We start from the raw sequence: 18856 nt of genomic DNA on the forward strand, positions 1-18856 counted from the left end.
GCACGCCGGGTCTCGCCGTGTCGACCCTTCAATCACGCGAGTCGACTGCTCAATCACGCGTGTCGACCCTTCCCGCACGTCGGCTCGGGAGGGCGAAGCGGATCTGGCGGGCCAAGGCCGGGGCGAGGGCGGTGCAAGCCGCGTCGATTTCGGCCGCCAGGGCCGGGGACGGGGTGGTGTAGGTGGCCGCCGAGTGTTCGAGCCAGGCGTGGAGGTCCTGGTAGGCGTCGGCGGCCAGGTCCGGATCGCGCAGGAGGGTGAGGTCCGTGTGCAGGCGCCGCCAGGTGTCGCGGTCGCGCAGCAACGTCGCGGCCGCCCGGCGCGTGTGGATCGGGTGCGCTGAGGACAGGAGGGCCTGCAGCGAAGCCGGGTCGACGAACTTCCCGCGCAGGAACGTCACCACCTGGCGGGTCACCGCCGGCGACGGGTCCGTGAGCAACGGCCGCACCGCCGGCGACTCCGGCGCGACCCGGCGCAGGCCGCGGACCGCTACCCCGCGGATCCGCGGCCGCTCGTCGGCGAGGTGACGCTCCAGGAGCGGCGCGTCGGCGGAGGTCCCCGTTTCGCCGAGCCCCGCCAGCGCGCCGAACGAGACCGGCATCGCGCGGTAGTGCGCGGCCGGGTCGCCGCCCGCCTTCAGGACCAGCGCCTGCGCCATCGACCGGACCGCCGACGAGCGGTCCGCCAGGTGGGCCACGGCGGCTTCGGGGCCGAGCAGCGTCAACGCCCGCACCCGGACCTTCGGCGCCCCGGCCGCCAGCAGTTCCTCGACGCACTCGCCGCGGTCGAGCAGCACGGTGCCGCACATCGCGCGGACCACGAAGTCGTGGTCCCGCACCGCGATGTCGAGCAGCCGTTCGCGCGACAGGAGACCGACCGCCTCCGCGTGCACCCAGCGCCGGGTTTCCCGGTCCTCGAGCGCCAGCGCGTCGTCGAGCACGTTCGGCAGGGCTTCGCGCAACAGCGAGGTCATCCAGTCGTCGACCTGACGTCGTCGCAGGATGCCGATCAGCGGCAGCATCGCCCGTAGCGTGGAGTCGTCCAGTTTGGACAGAACGATGGACCGTGCGAGCTCCCGGACCGGCCGCACCCAGTCGACACACCGGAGCAGGAGCAGCGGCAGTGCTTCGGGATCGGTGCTCACCGCCAGCCGCTCGACAGCGGCCTCGCGCAAATACCCGTTGCGGCCGCACGCGGTTTCGGCCAGTTCTTCCCGCGAAGGCCGGCGGCTGAGCCGTCTTTCACCGCGGTACCACGACGCTCGACGGGCGGCCCACTCGAACTCGACCCACTGCCGCGCGTCTTCGTAAACGATCATCGGTATCCCCTCCGGCGCCCAGGATGCCCGGGCGCCGGAGGGGAGTCGATCCGATTTACGCCAGCAGCGCCCGCACCGCCGCCGGGGCGTCGGCGACCGCGACCGGGTTCTGCTCCCGCGTCGCCAGGCTGCGAACCGTGACGTTGCCCGCGGCCCAGTCCTCCTGGCCGACGATCACCACCGCGACCGCGCCCGCCTTGTCCGCGCGGGTCAGCTCCTTGCCCAGCTTGCGGTGCTCGATCGGCGTCGACGTCCGCAGCCCAGCCTGCCGCAGTGAGCCCGCCACCGACCGGGCCGCGTCCGCGAGGTCCTCGGTCACCGGGATCACCATGACGTCGACCTCGCTGCGCGGGGCCGGGGTCAGGCCGTGCGTGTCGAGGAAGTCGATCAGCGTCACGTCGCCCATGCCGAACCCGATGCCCGGGATCTGCTGCGGGGTGAACATCGACGCGAGGTCGCTGTAGCGGCCGCCGCCGAAGAGAGCGCGGCGGTTCTCCGGCGAGGTGTCGAAGACCTCGAACACGGTCGACGTGTAGTACGCCAGCCCGCGCACGATCATCGGCTCGTACTTCACCAGCGAACCCGCGCTGCTGTTCAGGACGCGGACCAGGTTCGACTCCGCCCGCACCTCGGCCGGCAGCTCGTCGAGCAGCGCCTCGCCCGCGTCGAGCGTCTCGGCGAGCTTCTCGAACTGCTTGTCCGAGAGCCCGATTTCGCCGGCGCTCTCGGCCAGCTTCTCGCGCGGGTACTTCTCCCACCGGTCGACCAGCGCGAACACCTGGGACAGGTGGTCCGCCGACACGCCGGCGACGTCGGTGAGCGCCGACGTCAGCAGGTTCCGGTCGTTGACGCGCAGCACGAACATGTCCGGCGTCGCGCCCAGCGCGGCCATCATGTCGTGCACCAGCTCGAAGATCTCGATCTCGCAGTTGGCGCTGTCCGAGCCGAAGATGTCCGCGTTGATCTGCCAGTGCTCGCGGACGCGGCCGCGCTGCGGCGCCTCGTACCGGTGGCAGTTCGGGTGGCTGTACCAGCGGACCGGGAACGACAGCGACTTCGCGCTCCCGGCGATCATCCGCGCCACCGACGGCGTCATCTCCGGCCGCAGCGCCAGCCGCCGCCCGCCCTTGTCGGTCAGCGTGTACAGCTGCTTGTCGGCGAGCTCCTGGCCGGACTTCCGCTCGTAGATCTCGGCCGATTCGAGGATCGGGCCGTCGTAGCGGAGGAAGCCGCGGCGCTCCAGGACGTCGTAGAGATGACCGAACACCTGGGTACGCACGGACATTTCGGCGGGCAGGAAGTCCCGGGTCCCCTTGTAGGGCGCGGTCGGCAGGTATTCAGGCACGTCATCAGCTTAACGACCGGTGCTCAGGCGAAAGCGACCCCGTACGCCGTCAGCAGGATGGCCGCGGCCAGGAACACCGCGCCCACGGACGTCACGCGCCCGCCGAGCTTGCCGCGGTTCGGGAGCAGGTGGAGGAAGAATCCACCCGATTGGGCGAGGATCCCGACCAGCAGCAGGAAGCAGGTGACCCACAACGCCGGGTCCGGCAGCGTTGTGCGGCTGAGGATCTGCAGCGCGACCAGGGCGAGGACCAGCAGGACGCCGGCGTGCGCGTGGCCGGCGCGGAACATCGCGCGCTGGTGTTCGGTGAGCTTGCGATCGCGCATGACGCCCATCAGCGCGTAGCCGCCGTACATCACGGTCGGCAGCGAGACCAGCGCGATCACCGTGAACAGCTGGGTCGGTCCGTGCATCGGGAGCTCCTTCGAGGTGGGGTAGCGAAACAGTAACACTGTTTTAAAACGCTGTCACCAAATTGGGTGTTCCCCGGTCGGGGACCTAGGCGAGGCGGCCCTGGGCCAGCACCAGCAGCGGGTTGCGGAGCGCGGCCAGCGACGCGAGGGGGTCGCCTTCGACGACCAGGACGTCCGCCGCGAGCCCGGCTTCCAGCCGTCCGGTCACGTCAGCGAGTCCGAGCCCGGCCGCGCTGTCCTCGGTCGCGATCTCCAGGATCCGGTGCCGGGGGAAGCCGAGCCATTCGTACAGTTCCAGCGCGCCGACCGGGTCGTCGAACACCGAGCCGGGCAGGCCCGCGTCGGTTCCGGAAAGCAGCCGGACGCCGTGTTCCTCGAGCCACGGCAGCCGCCCGTACATCGCCTGCGCGACGTCGTCGCCGAGCTTCTCGACGATCACCCGCCAGTTGCGGCTGCTCGTCGAGCACGCCGAGATGCCGTCGGCGGCCATCCGCTCGGCTACCTCCGAGCGGCGGTCGAAGGAGCGAGGTCCGGTCAGGAAGCTGCAGTGCTCGACCGTCGACACCCCGGCCTCGACGGCGGCCTCGATCGCATCGGCGCCGTGGGCGTGCGCGGCGATCGGCAGCCCGTGGCGCGCCGCGTGCTCGGTGACCACGCGCAGCTGCCGCGCGTCGAACTGCGACTCCCACATGTCCGCGCCGCCCTCGGTGATCTGGCCACCGCTGGCCATCACCTTGATGACGTCGGCGCCCGCCGCCGCGTTGGCGTCGATCAGCGAGCGGATTTCGTCGTCGGAAGCCGTTTCACCGCCGAAAAAGTGGCAGTGGCCGCCCGGCACGGTGATCGGCGGGCCCGACACCAGCAGCCGCGGCGCGGGAGTACCCTCGAACGAGCGCCGGACGGCCGCGCCGAGGTGCCCGCGGTCGCCGAGGTCCCGCACGGTCGTGACGCCGCTGCGCAGCATCGCCGTGAGCCGCGAGCGCGCGCCCTCCAGGGGGTCTTCGCTTCCGGAGAAGCGGGCCAGCATCTCGCGCGAGGCGTCGAACGCCAGGTGCACGTGGACGTTGCACAGCCCGGCGAGCGCGGTCCCGGTGGGGAAGTCGTGCCGGGACGCGTCCGGCGCGGCCTGCGCGACGACGTCCGCGCGCGGACCGGCCGCGACGATGACGCCGTCGCGCACCAGCACGGCGCCGTCGTCGATCGGCGCGGAAGGCCGCGGCAGCACCCGGCCGGCGGTGATCAGGGTGTCCACGTCACTTCCCGTTCGTCATCGCGGCCGACAGCGCGAGCAGCGGCCGGATGTCGGATTCGAGGTCGTCCGCCCCGGCGGGCAGGACCTGCTTCGCGCGGCCGTCGCTGGCCTCGCCGGCCGCGTGCCGCCGTAGCGCCGCCCGCAACGCGGCGGCGGCGGCCCCGGGATCGGTGGCGACGACCTCGCCGAAGTCCGCGTCCAGGTACGGCGACAGCTGCACCAGGCCGTCGCGGATCTCGATCACCCGGCGGTAGTGCCCGCGGTGGGTGCCCCGCGGGGACAGCCGGTCGCCGCGCCGCGGCGCGGTCCGCAGCACGATGCTGGGGAACGCCTCGACCAGGACCGTCCACAAGGGACCCAGCGCCTCGTGCTCGCGCCGGTGCCGGCGGCGGCGTCGCAATGCCGAAACCCGCGCCCGCACCCCCGGGTAGGTGACGCCGGCGAGGAACAGCACCCCGCCGACGATGACGAACGGCACGCCGAGCAGCAGCAGGATCTTCACGACCGGCCCGAACACCCACGCCACCACGATGTACAGCGCGCGGAAGATGCTGCCGGCGGCCGCGCAGGCCATGCCGAGCGCGCCCAGCCGCAGCCCGATCCGCAGGTTCCGGTCGGCCACCCGCAGGTACCGCACGATCCAGGCGGCGCAGGCGATGAGGCCGTAGATCAGGTACAGCCCGGCACCGAGGTAGAAGACCGCGACGCCGCTGTCGTGGATCGTCGAGGGCCCCAGCGGCAGGCCGCGCAGCTCCGGCCGCGTCAGGCCCATCGCGACGATCATCAGCGCGATCGCCGCCGCCGGCGGGACCAGTTCGGCCACCACCCGGCGGTACCGGCGGGGGCCCAGCGCCGAGCCGAGGAAAAAGATCACCAGCGCGCAGAGGCCGCACGCCAGCAGCGCATTGTTCGCCACCCGCGCCGCACCCCGGCCCAGCAGCGCGTCCACTTCGTCGGAGACAACCGGTTGCTGCAGCAGGAACGCCGCGGCGAAGCCGGCCACGCACGCGGTGACGGCCCAGTTCGGCACCGTCGGCGCGCGCGTCACCTGGTAGATCCGCCACGCGAGCGCGGCGGAGAACAGCACGAGAGCTATCAAGTTGACCGGGCTGAACAGCGTGCTCACAACCACCCTTGGTGATCGCCGAGCGCCCCCTGGATCCGGCGGAGATCCCGGTCAGCGGCGCGCCGGGGGATCGTGTAGTTCAGGACCGACGCCCATTCGAGGATGATCGTCGCGACCGTTTCGGCTTCCCACTCGTGGGCGTCATCGTAGGACGAACGGCGCAGCGCGCGGTGTACGGCATCCGGGTCAAGATCGGGAGCCGGGCCGCGGAGGAAGTCGGCGGGCTCGGCGTCGCCGTGCGGGTGGTGGTCGGCCAGCATGTGCCCGAGCTCGTGCAGGATGATGTGGTCCTGGTGCGATTTCGTCGTCTCGGCCTGGTAGAAGATGTAGTCCGCGGCCGACGTCGCGATCCAGCAGCCGAACGGCCCCGGCACTTCGAGCGGGTACGCCAGCAGCCGGATCGGCCTCCCGCGCCGCTCGCCCAGCCGCGCGCACAGCACCTCGACGTCCAGCGGCGGCTCGATGTCCAGCTCCTTGAGCAGCTTCCGGCAGCGCCGGCGCAGCTCGCGCTCCTTCATCGCACTGCGCTTCCCGGGCCCCGGCCCTCGCGGTCTTCCGGGTTCCGGCCCTCGCGTTCGGCCCGTTCGTAGCGCTCGACGAGCTCCAGCAGGTCCATCACCTGACGGCGGCCCTGCGGGGAAAGCTCCTGGGCGCGCATCGCCATCAGCTGGGCCTCACCCGCCGGTGCCGCGGACACCTCTTCGTCGAAGAAGTACGTCACCGGCACGCCGAACAGCTTCGCCAGCGCCTCGACGTAGTGGATCTTCGGGTTGACCCGCTTGCCGGTCGCGAGCTGCTGGATGTAAGCGGGTGACATCGCCGGACCGCCCGCCCGCTCGACGGCGGCCGAGATCTCCCGGTAGCTGTGCGGCGCGCGCCCGTCCACCCGGGCGGCCTCGATCAGGGCGCTCAGGCGCTCCGCGAAGGTGCGTTCCCGTGCCATCTCCACCCCCTGGGAATCCAGCCGCGAAAATTCTAGCCGGAAAGCCACTGTACGCATATGTTGACAGCCGTCGTATGCAGTGGTTTACAGTTGGCTCGCCTCTCGCCTGGCCCTCCGTGCCCTGGGGGTGCACGGAACGGCTCAGGCGAGAGGTTGTCGCGCCTTCGACTCGTCATGATCGGCCGTGTGTAGTACGCTTCACAGGCCAAGGTTGATCGCCCTCGGGCGAACCCTTGGTCACGGCCTGTTGCCGGAGGTCGACCCCCAGGGCTTCCGGTGACAGGCCCCTTTAATTTCCGGCCGTTCACGCCATCAGCGTGGCGGCCAGCGTGCCACCCAGTTCGGTGCAGGCCGCCAGCGTCTTTTTGTCCGGTTCGCCCGTGGTGATGACGGGTTCCGCCGCGGTGACCCACGCCAGGCCCGTCGTGATGGCCAGCAGCTGCCGTTCCGTGCCCGAAGTGTCGCTGTTGCCGTGAATCCAGTACCCGAACGGGCGACCTCGCGTCTCGTCCAGGCACGGGTAGTAGACCGTGTCGAAGAAGTGCTTGAGCGCGCCGCTCATGCTGCCGAGGTTCGCCGGCGTGCCCAGCAGGTAGCCGTCCGCCTCGAGCACGTCGGTGACCGTGGCCGCCAGCGCCGCGCGGCGGACCACTTCCACCCCCTCGATGTCCGGGTGCGTCGCCCCGGCCAGGACCGCCTCGAACAGCGCCTGCGTCGACGGCGACGGCGTGTGGTGCACGATCAGCAGCCTCGGCATCAGGTGAGCAGCTCCTCGACGTCGGCCCGCAACGCCGTCAGCCGCTCCTGCGCCGCACCGCGGGCATCGGCCAGTTCGTCCGTCACCGGCGCCACCACCTGCAGGTACGCCTTCAGCTTCGGTTCGGTCCCGGACGGCCGCACGACCACGCGCACACCGTCGCCGGTCAGCCGCACCACGTCGGCGTCCGGCAGCAGGTCTTCGAGGCCGACTTCGACGCCGCCGAGCCGTGACGGCGGGGTCTCCCGCACCTTCGCCATCAGCCGGCCGCGGACCGCCAGATCGGTGACCCGCAGCGAAACCTGGTCGGTCAGGTGGACGCCGTGGCGCCGCGCCAGCTCGTCGAGCACGTCCAGCGGCGTACGGCCCTGCGCCTTGAGCTGCGCGGCGAGCCCGGCCGCCTGTGTCGCGGCGGCGATGCCGTCCTTGTCGCGCACGAAGCCCGGGTTCACGCACAGCCCGAGCGCCTCTTCGTAGGCGAACACCAGGCCCTCGCCGGCCCGGACGAGCCACTTGAAGCCGGTCAGCGTCTCGGCGTAGCGGGCCCCTTCGGCCTTCGCGATTTCGCCGAGCATCGACGACGACACGATCGTGGTCGCCACCAGCGGGTCCGGCAGGACCGTACGGTCCACTGTGGACAATACGTACGAGCCGAGCAGCACGCCGGTCTCGTCGCCGCGCAGCATGCGCCACCGTCCGTCCCGGTCCCGGACGCCGAGCGCGCACCGGTCGGCGTCCGGGTCGAGGGCGACGGCCAGGTCGGCGTCCACATCGGACGCCAGCGCCAGCAGCAGGTCCGTCGCGCCCGGTTCTTCGGGGTTCGGGAACGACACGGTGGGGAAGTCCGGGTCCGGCGCGGCTTGGGCGCCGACCAGGTGCAGGTCGGTGAACCCGGCCCGCTCGAACGCCGCGCGCAGCGTGTCGGCGCCGACGCCGTGCAAGGCCGTCGCGGCGACCCGCACCGCGCGCTCGTGGCCCAGCGGCAGCGTCGCGACCTCGTCGAGGTAGCGGTCCAGCAGGTCGGTGACCTCGGCGCCGGGCGCGCGCGGCACGTCGGCGGCGGGCGGCGCGGCCTCGATGGCACGCTCGATCTCGCCGTCGGACGGCGGGACGATCTGCCCGCCGGTCGCGTCGTAGAGCTTGTACCCGTTGTCCGCCGGGGGATTGTGCGACGCGGTGATCTGGATCCCGGCCACCGCGCCGAGCCGGCCGACGGCGAACGCGAGCACCGGCGTCGGCAGCGGGCGGGGGAACACCTTGACGTCGAAGCCGGCCGCGGTCAGCACCTCGGCGGCGGCCGTCGCGAAGGCTTCCGAGCCGTGCCGCGCGTCGCGGCCGACGACGACCAGCGCGCCGGCGTGCCCGTGCGCCTTAAGCCACTCCGCGACCCCGGCCGTCGTCCGGGTGACGACGGCGACGTTCATGCCGTTCGGCCCGGCGCGCACCGGGCCGCGCAGGCCGGCGGTGCCGAACTCCAGCGGGCCGGCCAGCCGGTCGGCCAGGTCTTCGGCGGCACCGGGTTCGCCGCCGCCCGCCCGGGCCAGCACGGCTTCCAGCTCGGCACGGGTGCCGGCGTCGGGGTCGGCGGCGATCCAGCGGGAAGCGGCGTCACGCAGGGCGGAATCTGATGTCACGGCGTCAGCCTACGGGCTAAGGTCGGGTAGGTGCGCTTACTGTTCACCTCACTGGGGTCCTTCGGTCATACCTTCCCGCTCGTCCCGCTGGCGGTCGCCGCACGCGACGCGGGCCACGACGTCGTCTTCGCCACCTCGGAAGACTTCCTGCCACAGCTGACGAAAGCCGGGCTCGAGACGGCGGCCGCCGGGCCCGCCATCAAGGACGCGTTCGGGCAGGCGTTCGGCGAGACGTTCGGCGAAGCGGGGCCGCCCGGCCCGCCGGGGGACATCCCGCGGGAGGTGCTGTTCCCGGTCGTCGCGAAGGTGTTCGGCGAGCTGATGCCGAAGCGGTTCGTCGCCGACCTGCTGCCGCTGTTCGAGCACGTCCGGCCCGATCTGGTGGTCAGCGAGGCGGGCAACTCGGGCGGGGCGTTCGCCGCGCTGAAGGCCGGGCTCCCGGTGGTGGCGCACGGTTTCGGCCGGGTGTCGACCGGCGACCCGATGACCACGAAGATCCGGGACGCGATCCGCTCGCACGCCGCCGAACTGGGGATCGAGATGGGCGAAGACCTGGCGTTCGGCGGTCCCTTCGTCGACATCTGCCCGGAGTCGGTGCAGGACCGGGACTTCATGGCGCGTACCCGCCGGGTGCCGCTGCGCCCGGTCGGCTGGAGCGAGCCGGGCGAGCTGCCGCCGGGCGTGCTGGACAAGCGGCGTCCGCTGGTCTACTTGACGCTGGGCACGGCGATGGGGCACGCGGGCGTGCTCACCGAGGCGGTCGCCGGACTGTCCGGTTTGGACGTCGACGTCCTGGTCGCCACCGGCCCGTCGCTGCCCGAAGACGCGCTGGGCGAAGTCCCGGCGAACGTCCGGCTCGAGGCGTGGGTCCCGCAGGCGGCGCTGCTCCCGCACGTGGACCTGGTGGTCCACCACGGCGGCAGCGGCACGACGCTCGGCGCGTTCGGCGCGGCCCTCCCGCAGCTGCTGCTGCCGCAGGGAGCGGACCAGTTCACCAACGCGGAGGCGGTGCTGGCGGCCGGCGTGGGCGACCGCCTGCTCGGCGCCGAGGTCACGGCCGAAGCCGTCGCGGCGAAAGCGCGTCACCTGCTCACGGACACCTCGGTCCGCGACGCGGCCCGCCGGCTCGCCGACGAGGTGGCGGCCATGCCGTCCCCGGCCGAGGTGGCCGCCGAACTGCCCGCCCTGGTCTGAGTTCCGGCTCCGATCACGCGAGTTCCGGCTTGGATCATGCGAATTCCGGCTTGGATCACGCACTCACGTGATCCAAGCCGGAACCCGGTCAGGCGCGGGTGACCAGTTCCCGCAGCAGGGAGCCCATCTTCGTGGCCGCGGCGCGGCCGGCTTCCAGGACTTCTTCGTGGTTCAGGGGTTCGCCGGTCATGCCCGCGGCCAGGTTCGTCACCAGGGACAGGCCGAAGACCTCGACGCCGGCCGCGCGGGCGGCGATCGCCTCCAGCACCGTCGACATGCCGACCAGGTCCGCGCCCAGCGTGCGCAGCATCCGGATTTCCGCCGGCGTCTCGAAGTGCGGCCCCACCAGGCCCGCGTAGACGCCTTCCTCGAGCGACGGGTCGATCTCGCGGGCGACCCCACGCAGCCGCGCCGAGTACAGGTCCGTCAGGTCGACGAAGTTCGCGCCGACGATCGGGGAGCGCGCGGTCAGGTTCAGGTGGTCGGAGATCAGCACCGGCTGGCCCACCTGGAAGCCCTCGCGCAGGCCGCCCGCGGCGTTCGTCAGCAGCACCGACCGGACGCCGGCCGCCGCCGCGGTGCGCACGTTGTGCACCACCTGGTCGACGCCCTTGCCCTCGTAGAAGTGCGTCCGGCCCAGCATCACCAGGACGTTCTTGCCGCCGACCTTCAGCGAGCGGATGGTGCCGCCGTGGCCCACCGCGCCGGGCGTGGTGAAACCGGGCAGTTCGGCGAACGGGATCTCCGTCTCGCACTCCCCGATGACGTCCGCCGCCGGGCGCCAGCCCGACCCCAGGACCACCGCGATGTCGTGCGCGTCCACGCCGGTGCGCTTGGCGATGGCGCTCGCGGCTTCGTGTTCACTCATGCGAGGGAGCGTATCCGGACGCTCCTCACCACCAGGAACACCACCAGCCCGAACGGCGAGAGGAAGATCGTCAGCACCAGGACCGGGCTGACGATCCACGGCGAGATCTCCAGCGTGCGAGCCTCGAAGTACATCCACCGCGCGACGAACAGGTCGAACGCGATGAGGTGCGCCCAGACGAGCCCGGCGCCCCACGGCGTGGCCAGCAGCGTCTGCAGGACGCCGAGGTCGGGCCGCAGCATCGCCCGCCCCCACTCGCCGAAGTGCGGCAGCACGAGCCCGAAGTAGCACACCAGCGGCAGCAGCGGCACCCACGGCGACGCCATGATCCGCGCCGTCCACCGCCACTTCGGGGCCAGGACCAACAGCGCCCAGAACGGCGCCGCCAGCGGAAACGCCCAGGTGAACAGCGTCATCGAACCGCCTTCCGTTCCGGCGCGCGGACGACGGCCAGCGCACCCAGCCCGACCGCCGCGACCAGCAGCGCGAACGCGCCCAGTGTCGTCGCGTCCGGGTGCGCGATCGACTGCGCCCGCAGCGCCTGCCACGTGACCAGCGCGATCAGCCCCGCGTACCCGGCCGCGCCGACCAGGACGAGCCGGGCGCGGACGACGTCGTCCCGCAGCCGCGAGAAGCGCGGGGCCAGCGCCGCCAGCGCGATGGCGAGCAGCGGCAGCGCCTGCAGTGCGTGCATGCCGACGAAGTGCGGGATCCGCAGGTCGCCCGCCACGGTGCTCCAGCCGAGGACCGGCAGGCCGGGGCCGCCGTCGGCGAGCCCGACGGTGTGCGCGCCGACCATGGACGGCCGTCCACCGGTCTTCCACTGCGCGAGCTGCTGCGCGGTCGGGTTCGTCATCAGGATGCCCAGGGAAATCCCGGCCAGGGAGAGCACGGCCCCGGTACGGACCGCCCACGAGCTCGCCCGGTCGGACACCTTCGTGAACATCACCAGGATGGTCAGCACGAGCGTGGTGGCCCACAGTCCCATGATCATCTTGCCCATGACGTCGTAGATCAGCGCGTCCTGCGGTGTCGCGTTGTTGAAGTGGCTCGCGCGGCCGCGGGCCGCCTGGAACACCAGCAGGACGTACTCGGCGGCGAAGATGAGGACCAGGAGGTTCGTCAGCCGGACCGCCGTGCGCCGGAACCGCGGCAGCAGCGAGACGAGCCAGCTCCAGGTGGCGAAGTAGAGCGCGCCGGACACCGCGAACTTGAACGGCTTCGCCCAGATCGGCGCACCCGCGAGAGTCCGCTGGTCGAGGAGCATGGCGGCGACGCACAGCACCGCCAGGACCCCCAGCGCGACGGCCGCGAGCGCGGACGGCCGGTGCCACGTGTGCGTTCTGCTCCGGAGATCGGCAAGGATGGTCATGGTTCCTCCCATAATGGATAGTGAAGCTCTCCGTTATGGGAAGTTAAACTATCCATGCTGAGAAGTCTTCAGGGTTGTCCCCGAGACGGACCCCGGGATCGGAGCGGAAACGCATGCGGATGGCCGAGCTGAGCGCCGAGTCCGGGGTGCCGGTCGCGACCGTCAAGTTCTACCTGCGCGAGGGCCTGCTCCCAGCCGGCGAGCGCACCAGCCCGAACCAGGCACGGTACTCCGCCGCGCACGTCCAGCGGCTGCGGCTGATCAGGGCGCTCACCGAAGTCGGCGGGCTGCCGCTGGCCTCGGTCGGTGCCGTGCTGAGCGCGATCGACGGCGACGAGACCCCGCACCGGACGATGGGCGTCGTCCAGCAGGAGCTGGCCGGGCCGACGCCCAAGGTGTCCGACGAGGCCGCCGAGTGGGCGGCCGGCCTGCTGGCGGACCTCATCCACCGCCGAGGCTGGAAGGCGCACCCGCCGGAGCACCGCGCGATGGCCAACCTCGTCGCGGCGCTGGCGACGGCCAAGGAGCTGGGCCAGGAGAACCTGGCCGGACGCCTCGAGGAGTACGCCGGCCTGGCGATGCGCGCCGCGGAGCTCGACGTCGAATCGGTGAAGGGCCTGACGTCGTTCGACGAGATCATCGAGACCGGGCTGGTCGCGACCGTGCTCGGCGACCGGATCTTCGCCGGCCTGCGCCACCTCGCCCAGGAACAGGTGTCCCGCGAGATCCTCGGCGGCTAGTCCGAGACGCTCAGGGTGGGGGCGACGCGGTTGAAGACGTCCTCACGGCCCGAGTTCTCCTGCTCCGCCGGCACGGTGACCGAGAGGATCCACAGGCTCGTGCCCGCCTGGACCAGGTTCATGAACGTCACCCGGGTGCCGCCGGCGCCGTCGCGGTCGCGGTCGGGGAGGTTGCCGCCCTCGGTCAGGCGGTACGTCAGCGTCGAGCCCTTGCCGCCCGGCAGCGGTGTCGGATCGTAGAGCTGGAAGGTGTTGGCCGGGTAGGACCCCTTCAGCCAGGCGATGTACTCGCCGTCGTCGGGGAACTGGGCGAAGTACTTCACCAGCCGCTCCACCCGCAGCGACCGGCGGCCGTCGGGGGAGACGTACTGGACCGCCGTGCTCGCCCCGAACTTCGTCGTCGTGTGCGGGGCGACGAACTTCTGCCAGCCCTCCGGCACCTGGAGGCCGAACTGACCGCCGTTGCCGGTCGCGAAACTCGCGTCGCCGGACTGCTGCACCAGCGTCGGCGGCGGCACGTCGGTCGGGCCGTTCGACGTGCCCCGCGGCGCGGCGGCCGGCGGCAGCAGCGACTCGCCGCCGACCGCCCTGGCCAGCGCGAACCCGCCACCCGCGGCGAGGAGGAAGAGCAGGATCGCCACCGCGACGAGCACCGCGGAGGCCGTGGAGCTGCGCCGCGCGGGCCGCGGCGGCGGGGGCGGGACGAACATCGTCGGCGCACCCGAGGTGGGGGCCGACGGCGCCGGGGCGGGCGGGCGCAGGAACGGCAGCGGGCCCGGGTCGGCGGCGAGCTCGCTGCTCGACGCCTCGGCCTTCTTCTCCGCCTTGGCCTTCTCCGGCAGGACGGTCTTGATCACCTGCGTGTCGGTCGCGTCCGGCTGTGCGGACGTCTTCTTGCCGTCCGGGGTGTGGAACAGCTCGGGCCCGAACAGGTCGAGCGGCGTCTTCGTCTGCAGCGGGTACAGCCGGTGCCGGACGTCCCGCAGCGTGATCCGCCGCCCGGGCTCCTTCGTCATGAGTGCGCTGATGACGTCGGCGAGCGGGCCGGCCTTCGGCTTGGGCACCTTCCCGTTGACGACCTTGCCGACCGTCTCCAGCGGATCGCCGTCGGCGTCGTACGGCGGCGCGCCCTCGACCGCGGCGAACAGCGTCGCGCCGAGGCCCCAGAGGTCCGCGGCCGGCGTGACGGCGCCGCCGGAGGCCACTTCCGGCGCGATGTAGGCGGGCGAGCCGAGCATGATCCCGGTGCGGGTCATGGTCGCCTCGGAGACGTTGCGGGCGATGCCGAAGTCGGTCAGCTTGATCCGGCCGTCGCTGGCCACCAGGACGTTGCCCGGCTTGACGTCACGGTGGGTGATCCCGGCGGCGTGCGCGGCCTCCAGCGCGGACGCCACGGCGATGCCGACCGCGGCGGCCTGCCCGACGGTCAGCGGCCCGTGGTCGCGCAGGATGTGCGCCAGGCTGCGCGAGGGCAGCAGCTCCATCACCACGAACGGCTGGTCGTCCTCGCGGGCGACGTCGTGCAGGATGATCACGTTGGGGTGGGAGAGCACCGCGATCGCGCGCGCCTCGCGCAGCGTGCGCTCCCGCAGCTCGTCCGCCTGCGCCGCCGGGATGCCCGGCGGCACCTTCATCTCCTTGACGGCCACCTGCCGGTGCAGGAACTCGTCGTAGGCCGACCAGACGGTGCCCATCGACCCGGAGCCGAGCACCGAACGCAGCCGGTAACGACCGGCGACCACTCGCGTCTCTTCGCTGGATGGGGGCACCCGCCAATTGTGGCGTACGGGACCGACAGTCCCTGCAGGCTGGCCCCCAACCTCGCCGCTGCCCGCCCCCGGCGCGACCAGACTCACAGGTCGAGCGCGCCGAGTGCCTCTACCATCACAGGTTATGACTGATGTGGCCGGTCCGGAGTCAGTGCCGATCTCCGAACTCGACCTCGCGGCCGAGTTCCCGCAGGCGACGCGCGCGCAGTGGCAGGAGCTGGTCGCGGGCGTCCTGCGCAAGAGCGGGAAGCTGCCGGAGGACTTCGCGGGCGCCCCGGAGAGCAAGCTCGTCACGCGGACCTACGACGGGATCGAGATCCAGCCGCTGTACACGGCCGAGGACGTCCCGGGCGACATCGGCTTCCCCGGTCTGCCGCCGTACGTGCGCGGAGCCCGCCCGGAAGGCCAGGTCAGCACCGGCTGGGACGTCCGCGCCCGGTTCACCGGCGACGACGGCCGCGCGGTCAACCAGGCGATCCTCGCCGACCTCGAAGGCGGCGTGACGTCGATCTGGCTCTCGGTGCCGCCTGCGTCCCTCGCCGACGCGCTGAACGAGGTGTACCTCGACCTGGCGCCCGTCGTGCTGGACGCGGGTCCCTCGTATGAAGCCGCGGCCTCCGAGTTGCTGGCGTTGTTCGATGAGCGCGAGATCCCGGCGAGCGAAGCCACCGCCGTGCTGGGCGCCGACCCGATCGGGCTGGCCGCCCGCTCCGGCTCCGCCGTGGCGCTGGAACCGGCCGCCGCGCTCGCGGCGCGTGTCGCCGGGAAGTACCCGAAAGTGCGGACGATCGTCGCCGACGGCCTGCCCTTCCACGAAGCCGGCGGGTCGGACGCGCAGGAGCTGGGCGCGCTCGTCGCCGCCGGCGTCACCTACCTGCGGGCGCTGACCGAGGCCGGGCTGGCCGTCGAAGCCGCCGCCGGGCAGCTGGAGTTCCGGCTCGCCGCGACCGCCGACCAGTTCTCCACCATCGCGAAGCTGCGCGCGGCCCGCCGCCTGTGGGCGCGCGTCGCCGAGGTCTGCGGCTTCACCTCGCCGATGCGCCAGCACGCCGTGACGTCGCCGGCCATGCTGACCAGGCGCGATCCCTGGGTGAACATGCTGCGCACGACCGTGGCCTGCTTCGGCGCGGGCGTCGGCGGCGCGGACGCGGTCACCGTGCTGCCGTTCGACGCGGCGATCGGCCGCCCCGACGCGTTCTCGGCGCGGATCGCCCGCAACACCCACGCCGTGCTGCTGGAGGAGTCCAAGCTGGCCGGCGTCGCCGACCCGGCGGGCGGCTCCTGGTACGTCGAGAAGCTCACCGACGACCTCGCGCACGCGGCCTGGGCCGAGTTCACCGCCATCGAAGGCGCGGGCGGCCTGGTCGCCGAGCTCGCGTCCGGCGCGCTGGCCGAGCGGCTGGCGTCGACCTGGGAAAAGCGTTCCAAGCGGATCGCGACGCGGCGCGACCCGCTCACCGGCGTCAGCGAGTTCCCGAACCTGGCCGAGAAGCCGGTGGTCCGGACGCCCGTGGAGGCCACTGTGGAAGGTGGGCTGCCGCGGCACCGGTACGCCGAAGGCTTCGAAGCCCTTCGGGACGCTTCGGACGCGTACCTCGCTTCGCACGGTGAACGGCCGAAGATCTTCCTCGCGACCCTCGGCCCGGTCGCCGCGCACACCGCCCGCGCCGGGTTCGCCGCCAACCTGTTCCAGGCGGGCGGGATCGAAGCCGTCAACCCGGGCGCGACCGACGACCTGCCCGGCGCGTTCCGCGCGTCCGGCGCCCGCGTCGCCTGCCTCTGCGGCACCGACGACGCGTATGCGGCTCAGGCAGCCGACGTCGCCGCGGCCCTCGGCGCCGAGTACGTCCTACTGGCGGGGAAGGGCTCCTACGACGGCGTGGACGGGAACGTCTTCGCCGGCTGCGACGCCCTGGAAGTCCTCGACGGCCTGCACGCCAAGCTGGGAGTTGTGCGATGACCATCCCGAACTTCGCCGGTCTCGACCTCGGCACGCCGTCACCGGGCGACCGCGACGCGTGGGCCCGCGCCGTGGAGAACGCCACCGGCAAGGGCCCGGACGCCCTGGCCTGGGAGACGCCCGAAGGCATCGGCGTCAAGCCCGTCTACACCGCCGCCGATCTGTCCGATGTGGACTTCCTCGGCACCTACCCGGGCATCGCGCCCTTCCTGCGCGGGCCCTACCCGACGATGTACGTCAACCAGCCGTGGACCATCCGCCAGTACGCCGGGTTCTCCACCGCCGAGGAGTCCAACGCCTTCTACCGGCGCAACCTCGCCGCCGGCCAGAAAGGGCTTTCGGTCGCCTTCGACCTGGCCACCCACCGCGGCTACGACTCCGACCACCCGCGCGTGTCGGGCGACGTCGGCATGGCGGGCGTGGCGATCGACTCGATCTACGACATGCGCCAGCTCTTCGACGGCATCCCGCTCGACAAGATGTCGGTGTCGATGACGATGAACGGCGCCGTGCTGCCGGTGCTGGCGCTGTACGTCGTCGCGGCCGAGGAGCAGGGGGTCAAACCCGAGCAGCTCGCGGGGACCATCCAGAACGACATCCTCAAGGAGTTCATGGTCCGCAACACCTACATCTACCCGCCGCAGCCGTCGATGCGGATCATCTCCGACATCTTCTCCTTCACTTCGCAGCACATGCCGAAGTACAACTCGATCTCGATCTCCGGCTACCACATGCAGGAAGCCGGGGCGACCGCCGACCTCGAGCTGGCCTACACGCTCGCCGACGGCGTCGAGTACATCCGCTCGGGCGTCGACGCCGGGCTGAGCGTCGACAAGTTCGCGCCGCGGCTGTCGTTCTTCTGGGCGATCGGGATGAACTTCTTCATGGAGGTCGCGAAGCTGCGCGCGGCGCGCCTCCTGTGGGCGAAGCTGGTCAAGGGCTTCAACCCGTCGTCTTCGAAGTCGCTGTCGCTGCGGACGCACTCCCAGACGTCGGGCTGGTCGCTGACCGCGCAGGACGTCTACAACAACGTCGTCCGCACCTGCGTCGAGGCGATGGCGGCGACCCAGGGGCACACGCAGTCGCTGCACACGAACGCCCTCGACGAGGCCCTCGCGCTGCCGACGGACTTCTCCGCGCGGATCGCCCGCAACACCCAGCTGCTGCTGCAGCAGGAGTCCGGCACCACGCGCGTGATCGACCCGTGGGGCGGCAGCGCCTTCGTCGAGAAGCTGACCTACGACCTCGCGCGCAAGGCGTGGGGCCACATCACCGAGGTCGAGCAGGCCGGCGGCATGGCCAAGGCGATCGACGCGGGCATCCCGAAGCTGCGCATCGAGGAGGCCGCCGCGCGCACCCAGGCGCGCATCGACTCCGGCCGCCAGCCGGTGATCGGCGTGAACAAGTACCAGGTCACCAGCGACGAAGAGATCGACGTCCTCAAGGTCGACAACGCCGGCGTCCGGGCCCAGCAGCTGGAGAAGCTGCGGCGGCTGCGGTCCGAGCGCGACTCCGCGGCGACGGAAGACGCGTTGCGACGGCTCACCGAGGGCGCTCAGCAGGGCGGCAACCTGCTGGAACTGGCCATCGACGCGGCCCGCGCGAAGGCGACCGTCGGCGAGATCTCCGACGCGCTCGAGAAGATCTGGGGCCGCCACTCCGGCCAGATCCGGACCATCTCGGGGGTGTACCGCGAGGAGGTGGGGAAGACGCAGAACGTCGAGAAGGCCCGTCAGCTGGTCGAAGAGTTCGCCGTGGAGGAGGGCCGCCGTCCGCGGATCCTCGTCGCGAAGATGGGCCAGGACGGCCACGACCGCGGCCAGAAGGTGATCGCCACCGGCTTCGCCGACCTCGGCTTCGACGTCGACGTCGGCCCGCTGTTCTCCACCCCGGCCGAGGTCGCCCGCCAGGCGATCGAGGCGGACGTGCACGTCGTCGGCGTCTCGTCGCTGGCCGCCGGGCACCTCTCGCTGGTGCCCGCGCTGCGGCACGAGCTCGCCGAGCTGGGCCGCGAGGACATCATGGTCGTCGTCGGCGGCGTCATCCCGCCGCAGGACTACCCGGCGCTGCGCGAGGCCGGCGCGGCCGCGATCTTCGGGCCCGGCACGGTGCTCGCGGACGCCGCCATCGACCTGCTCGGCCAGCTGACGGCGCAGGAGTCCTGA

17 protein-coding genes are annotated in these 18856 nt (G+C 72.0%); 4 read left to right on the top strand and 13 right to left on the bottom strand.

The features are described from left to right. Positions 1-49 precede the first annotated feature (49 nt). The 9 genes from QRY02_RS42175 to QRY02_RS42215 form a co-directional block, all read right to left on the bottom strand. Entirely contained in the window at positions 50-1318 is a 1269-nt protein-coding gene (locus QRY02_RS42175) for a HEAT repeat domain-containing protein (protein ID WP_285988272.1), read from the bottom strand. Between the two features lie 55 nt (positions 1319-1373). Then, a complete protein-coding gene (gene hisS / locus QRY02_RS42180; RefSeq protein ID WP_285988273.1) occupies positions 1374-2663 on the bottom strand; it encodes a histidine--tRNA ligase in 1290 nt (429 codons plus the stop codon). A gap of 23 nt (positions 2664-2686) precedes the next feature. Beyond that, on the bottom strand, positions 2687-3076 hold the full coding sequence (locus QRY02_RS42185) for a hypothetical protein (RefSeq protein WP_285988274.1): 390 nt from the start codon (positions 3074-3076) through the stop codon (positions 2687-2689). A gap of 85 nt (positions 3077-3161) precedes the next feature. Continuing rightward, a complete protein-coding gene (locus QRY02_RS42190; RefSeq protein ID WP_285988275.1) occupies positions 3162-4328 on the bottom strand; it encodes an amidohydrolase family protein in 1167 nt (388 codons plus the stop codon). A 1-nt stretch (position 4329) separates the two neighbouring features. After that, positions 4330-5454: an MAB_1171c family putative transporter gene (locus QRY02_RS42195; protein ID WP_285988276.1), complete on the bottom strand. Its 1125-nt coding sequence runs from the start codon at positions 5452-5454 to the stop codon at positions 4330-4332. Beyond that, positions 5451-5972 (bottom strand): hypothetical protein, encoded by a 522-nt coding sequence (locus QRY02_RS42200; RefSeq protein WP_285988277.1) that lies wholly within the window; start codon positions 5970-5972, stop codon positions 5451-5453. Before QRY02_RS42200 ends, QRY02_RS42195 begins: the two co-directional genes overlap by 4 nt. Then, the gene (locus QRY02_RS42205) at positions 5969-6397 is read right to left on the bottom strand and encodes an XRE family transcriptional regulator (RefSeq protein ID WP_285988278.1); all 429 of its coding nucleotides are present in this window, start codon (positions 6395-6397) and stop codon (positions 5969-5971) included. The genes QRY02_RS42200 and QRY02_RS42205 overlap by 4 nt, the downstream gene beginning before the upstream one ends. A gap of 304 nt (positions 6398-6701) precedes the next feature. Continuing rightward, positions 6702-7154 (bottom strand): flavodoxin family protein, encoded by a 453-nt coding sequence (locus QRY02_RS42210; RefSeq protein WP_285988279.1) that lies wholly within the window; start codon positions 7152-7154, stop codon positions 6702-6704. Continuing rightward, on the bottom strand, positions 7154-8788 hold the full coding sequence (locus QRY02_RS42215; RefSeq protein WP_285988280.1) for a phospho-sugar mutase: 1635 nt from the start codon (positions 8786-8788) through the stop codon (positions 7154-7156). The genes QRY02_RS42210 and QRY02_RS42215 overlap by 1 nt, the downstream gene beginning before the upstream one ends. 30 nt (positions 8789-8818) lie before the next feature. On the opposite strand from QRY02_RS42215, the gene QRY02_RS42220 reads away from it, so the two are divergent. Beyond that, entirely contained in the window at positions 8819-9982 is a 1164-nt protein-coding gene (locus QRY02_RS42220) for a glycosyltransferase (protein WP_285988281.1), read from the top strand. Positions 9983-10070: 88 nt separating this feature from the next. Here QRY02_RS42220 and QRY02_RS42225 read toward each other — a convergent pair whose 3' ends face one another. The 3 genes from QRY02_RS42225 to QRY02_RS42235 are packed head-to-tail and all read right to left on the bottom strand — an operon-like array spanning position 10071 to position 12222. Next, entirely contained in the window at positions 10071-10850 is a 780-nt protein-coding gene (locus QRY02_RS42225; protein ID WP_285988282.1) for a purine-nucleoside phosphorylase, read from the bottom strand. Further along, positions 10847-11266, bottom strand: a complete 420-nt coding sequence (locus tag QRY02_RS42230; RefSeq protein ID WP_285988283.1) for an ABA4-like family protein — start codon at positions 11264-11266, stop codon at positions 10847-10849. Before QRY02_RS42230 ends, QRY02_RS42225 begins: the two co-directional genes overlap by 4 nt. Continuing rightward, entirely contained in the window at positions 11263-12222 is a 960-nt protein-coding gene (locus QRY02_RS42235; RefSeq protein ID WP_285988284.1) for a hypothetical protein, read from the bottom strand. Before QRY02_RS42235 ends, QRY02_RS42230 begins: the two co-directional genes overlap by 4 nt. A gap of 119 nt (positions 12223-12341) precedes the next feature. Here QRY02_RS42235 and QRY02_RS42240 point away from each other — a divergent pair, with 119 nt between their 5' ends. Continuing rightward, positions 12342-12962, top strand: coding sequence for a MerR family transcriptional regulator (locus QRY02_RS42240; protein ID WP_285988285.1), 621 nt, complete (start codon positions 12342-12344; stop codon positions 12960-12962). Here the strand turns inward: QRY02_RS42240 and QRY02_RS42245 are convergent. Then, a complete protein-coding gene (locus tag QRY02_RS42245; RefSeq protein ID WP_285994080.1) occupies positions 12959-14704 on the bottom strand; it encodes a serine/threonine-protein kinase in 1746 nt (581 codons plus the stop codon). The two genes, QRY02_RS42240 and QRY02_RS42245, sit on opposite strands and share 4 nt — an antisense overlap. Positions 14705-14855: 151 nt before the next feature. Here QRY02_RS42245 and QRY02_RS42250 point away from each other — a divergent pair, with 151 nt between their 5' ends. Both QRY02_RS42250 and scpA read left to right on the top strand, forming a co-directional pair. Next, a complete protein-coding gene (locus tag QRY02_RS42250; protein WP_285988286.1) occupies positions 14856-16691 on the top strand; it encodes a methylmalonyl-CoA mutase family protein in 1836 nt (611 codons plus the stop codon). Next, a complete protein-coding gene (gene scpA / locus QRY02_RS42255; protein WP_285988287.1) occupies positions 16688-18856 on the top strand; it encodes a methylmalonyl-CoA mutase in 2169 nt (722 codons plus the stop codon). Before QRY02_RS42250 ends, scpA begins: the two co-directional genes overlap by 4 nt.

This window comes from Amycolatopsis sp. DG1A-15b, from assembly GCF_030285645.1.
Classification (GTDB): Bacteria; Actinomycetota; Actinomycetes; order Mycobacteriales; family Pseudonocardiaceae; genus Amycolatopsis.

Bases quoted from the DNA above. Each gene is read 5' to 3' on its own strand.
- QRY02_RS42210 (WP_285988279.1), bottom strand. From the start codon at position 7,154: ATGCCGAGGCTGCTGATCGTGCACCACACGCCGTCGCCGTCGACGCAG.
- QRY02_RS42205 (WP_285988278.1), bottom strand. From the start codon at position 6,397: ATGGCACGGGAACGCACCTTCGCGGAGCGCCTGAGCGCCCTGATCGAG.
- QRY02_RS42235 (WP_285988284.1), bottom strand. From the start codon at position 12,222: ATGACCATCCTTGCCGATCTCCGGAGCAGAACGCACACGTGGCACCGG.
- QRY02_RS42230 (WP_285988283.1), bottom strand. From the start codon at position 11,266: ATGACGCTGTTCACCTGGGCGTTTCCGCTGGCGGCGCCGTTCTGGGCG.
- QRY02_RS42225 (WP_285988282.1), bottom strand. From the start codon at position 10,850: ATGAGTGAACACGAAGCCGCGAGCGCCATCGCCAAGCGCACCGGCGTG.
- QRY02_RS42200 (WP_285988277.1), bottom strand. From the start codon at position 5,972: ATGAAGGAGCGCGAGCTGCGCCGGCGCTGCCGGAAGCTGCTCAAGGAG.
- QRY02_RS42250 (WP_285988286.1), top strand. From the start codon at position 14,856: ATGACTGATGTGGCCGGTCCGGAGTCAGTGCCGATCTCCGAACTCGAC.
- scpA (WP_285988287.1), top strand. From the start codon at position 16,688: ATGACCATCCCGAACTTCGCCGGTCTCGACCTCGGCACGCCGTCACCG.
- QRY02_RS42185 (WP_285988274.1), bottom strand. From the start codon at position 3,076: ATGCACGGACCGACCCAGCTGTTCACGGTGATCGCGCTGGTCTCGCTG.
- QRY02_RS42240 (WP_285988285.1), top strand. From the start codon at position 12,342: ATGGCCGAGCTGAGCGCCGAGTCCGGGGTGCCGGTCGCGACCGTCAAG.
- QRY02_RS42175 (WP_285988272.1), bottom strand. From the start codon at position 1,318: ATGATCGTTTACGAAGACGCGCGGCAGTGGGTCGAGTTCGAGTGGGCC.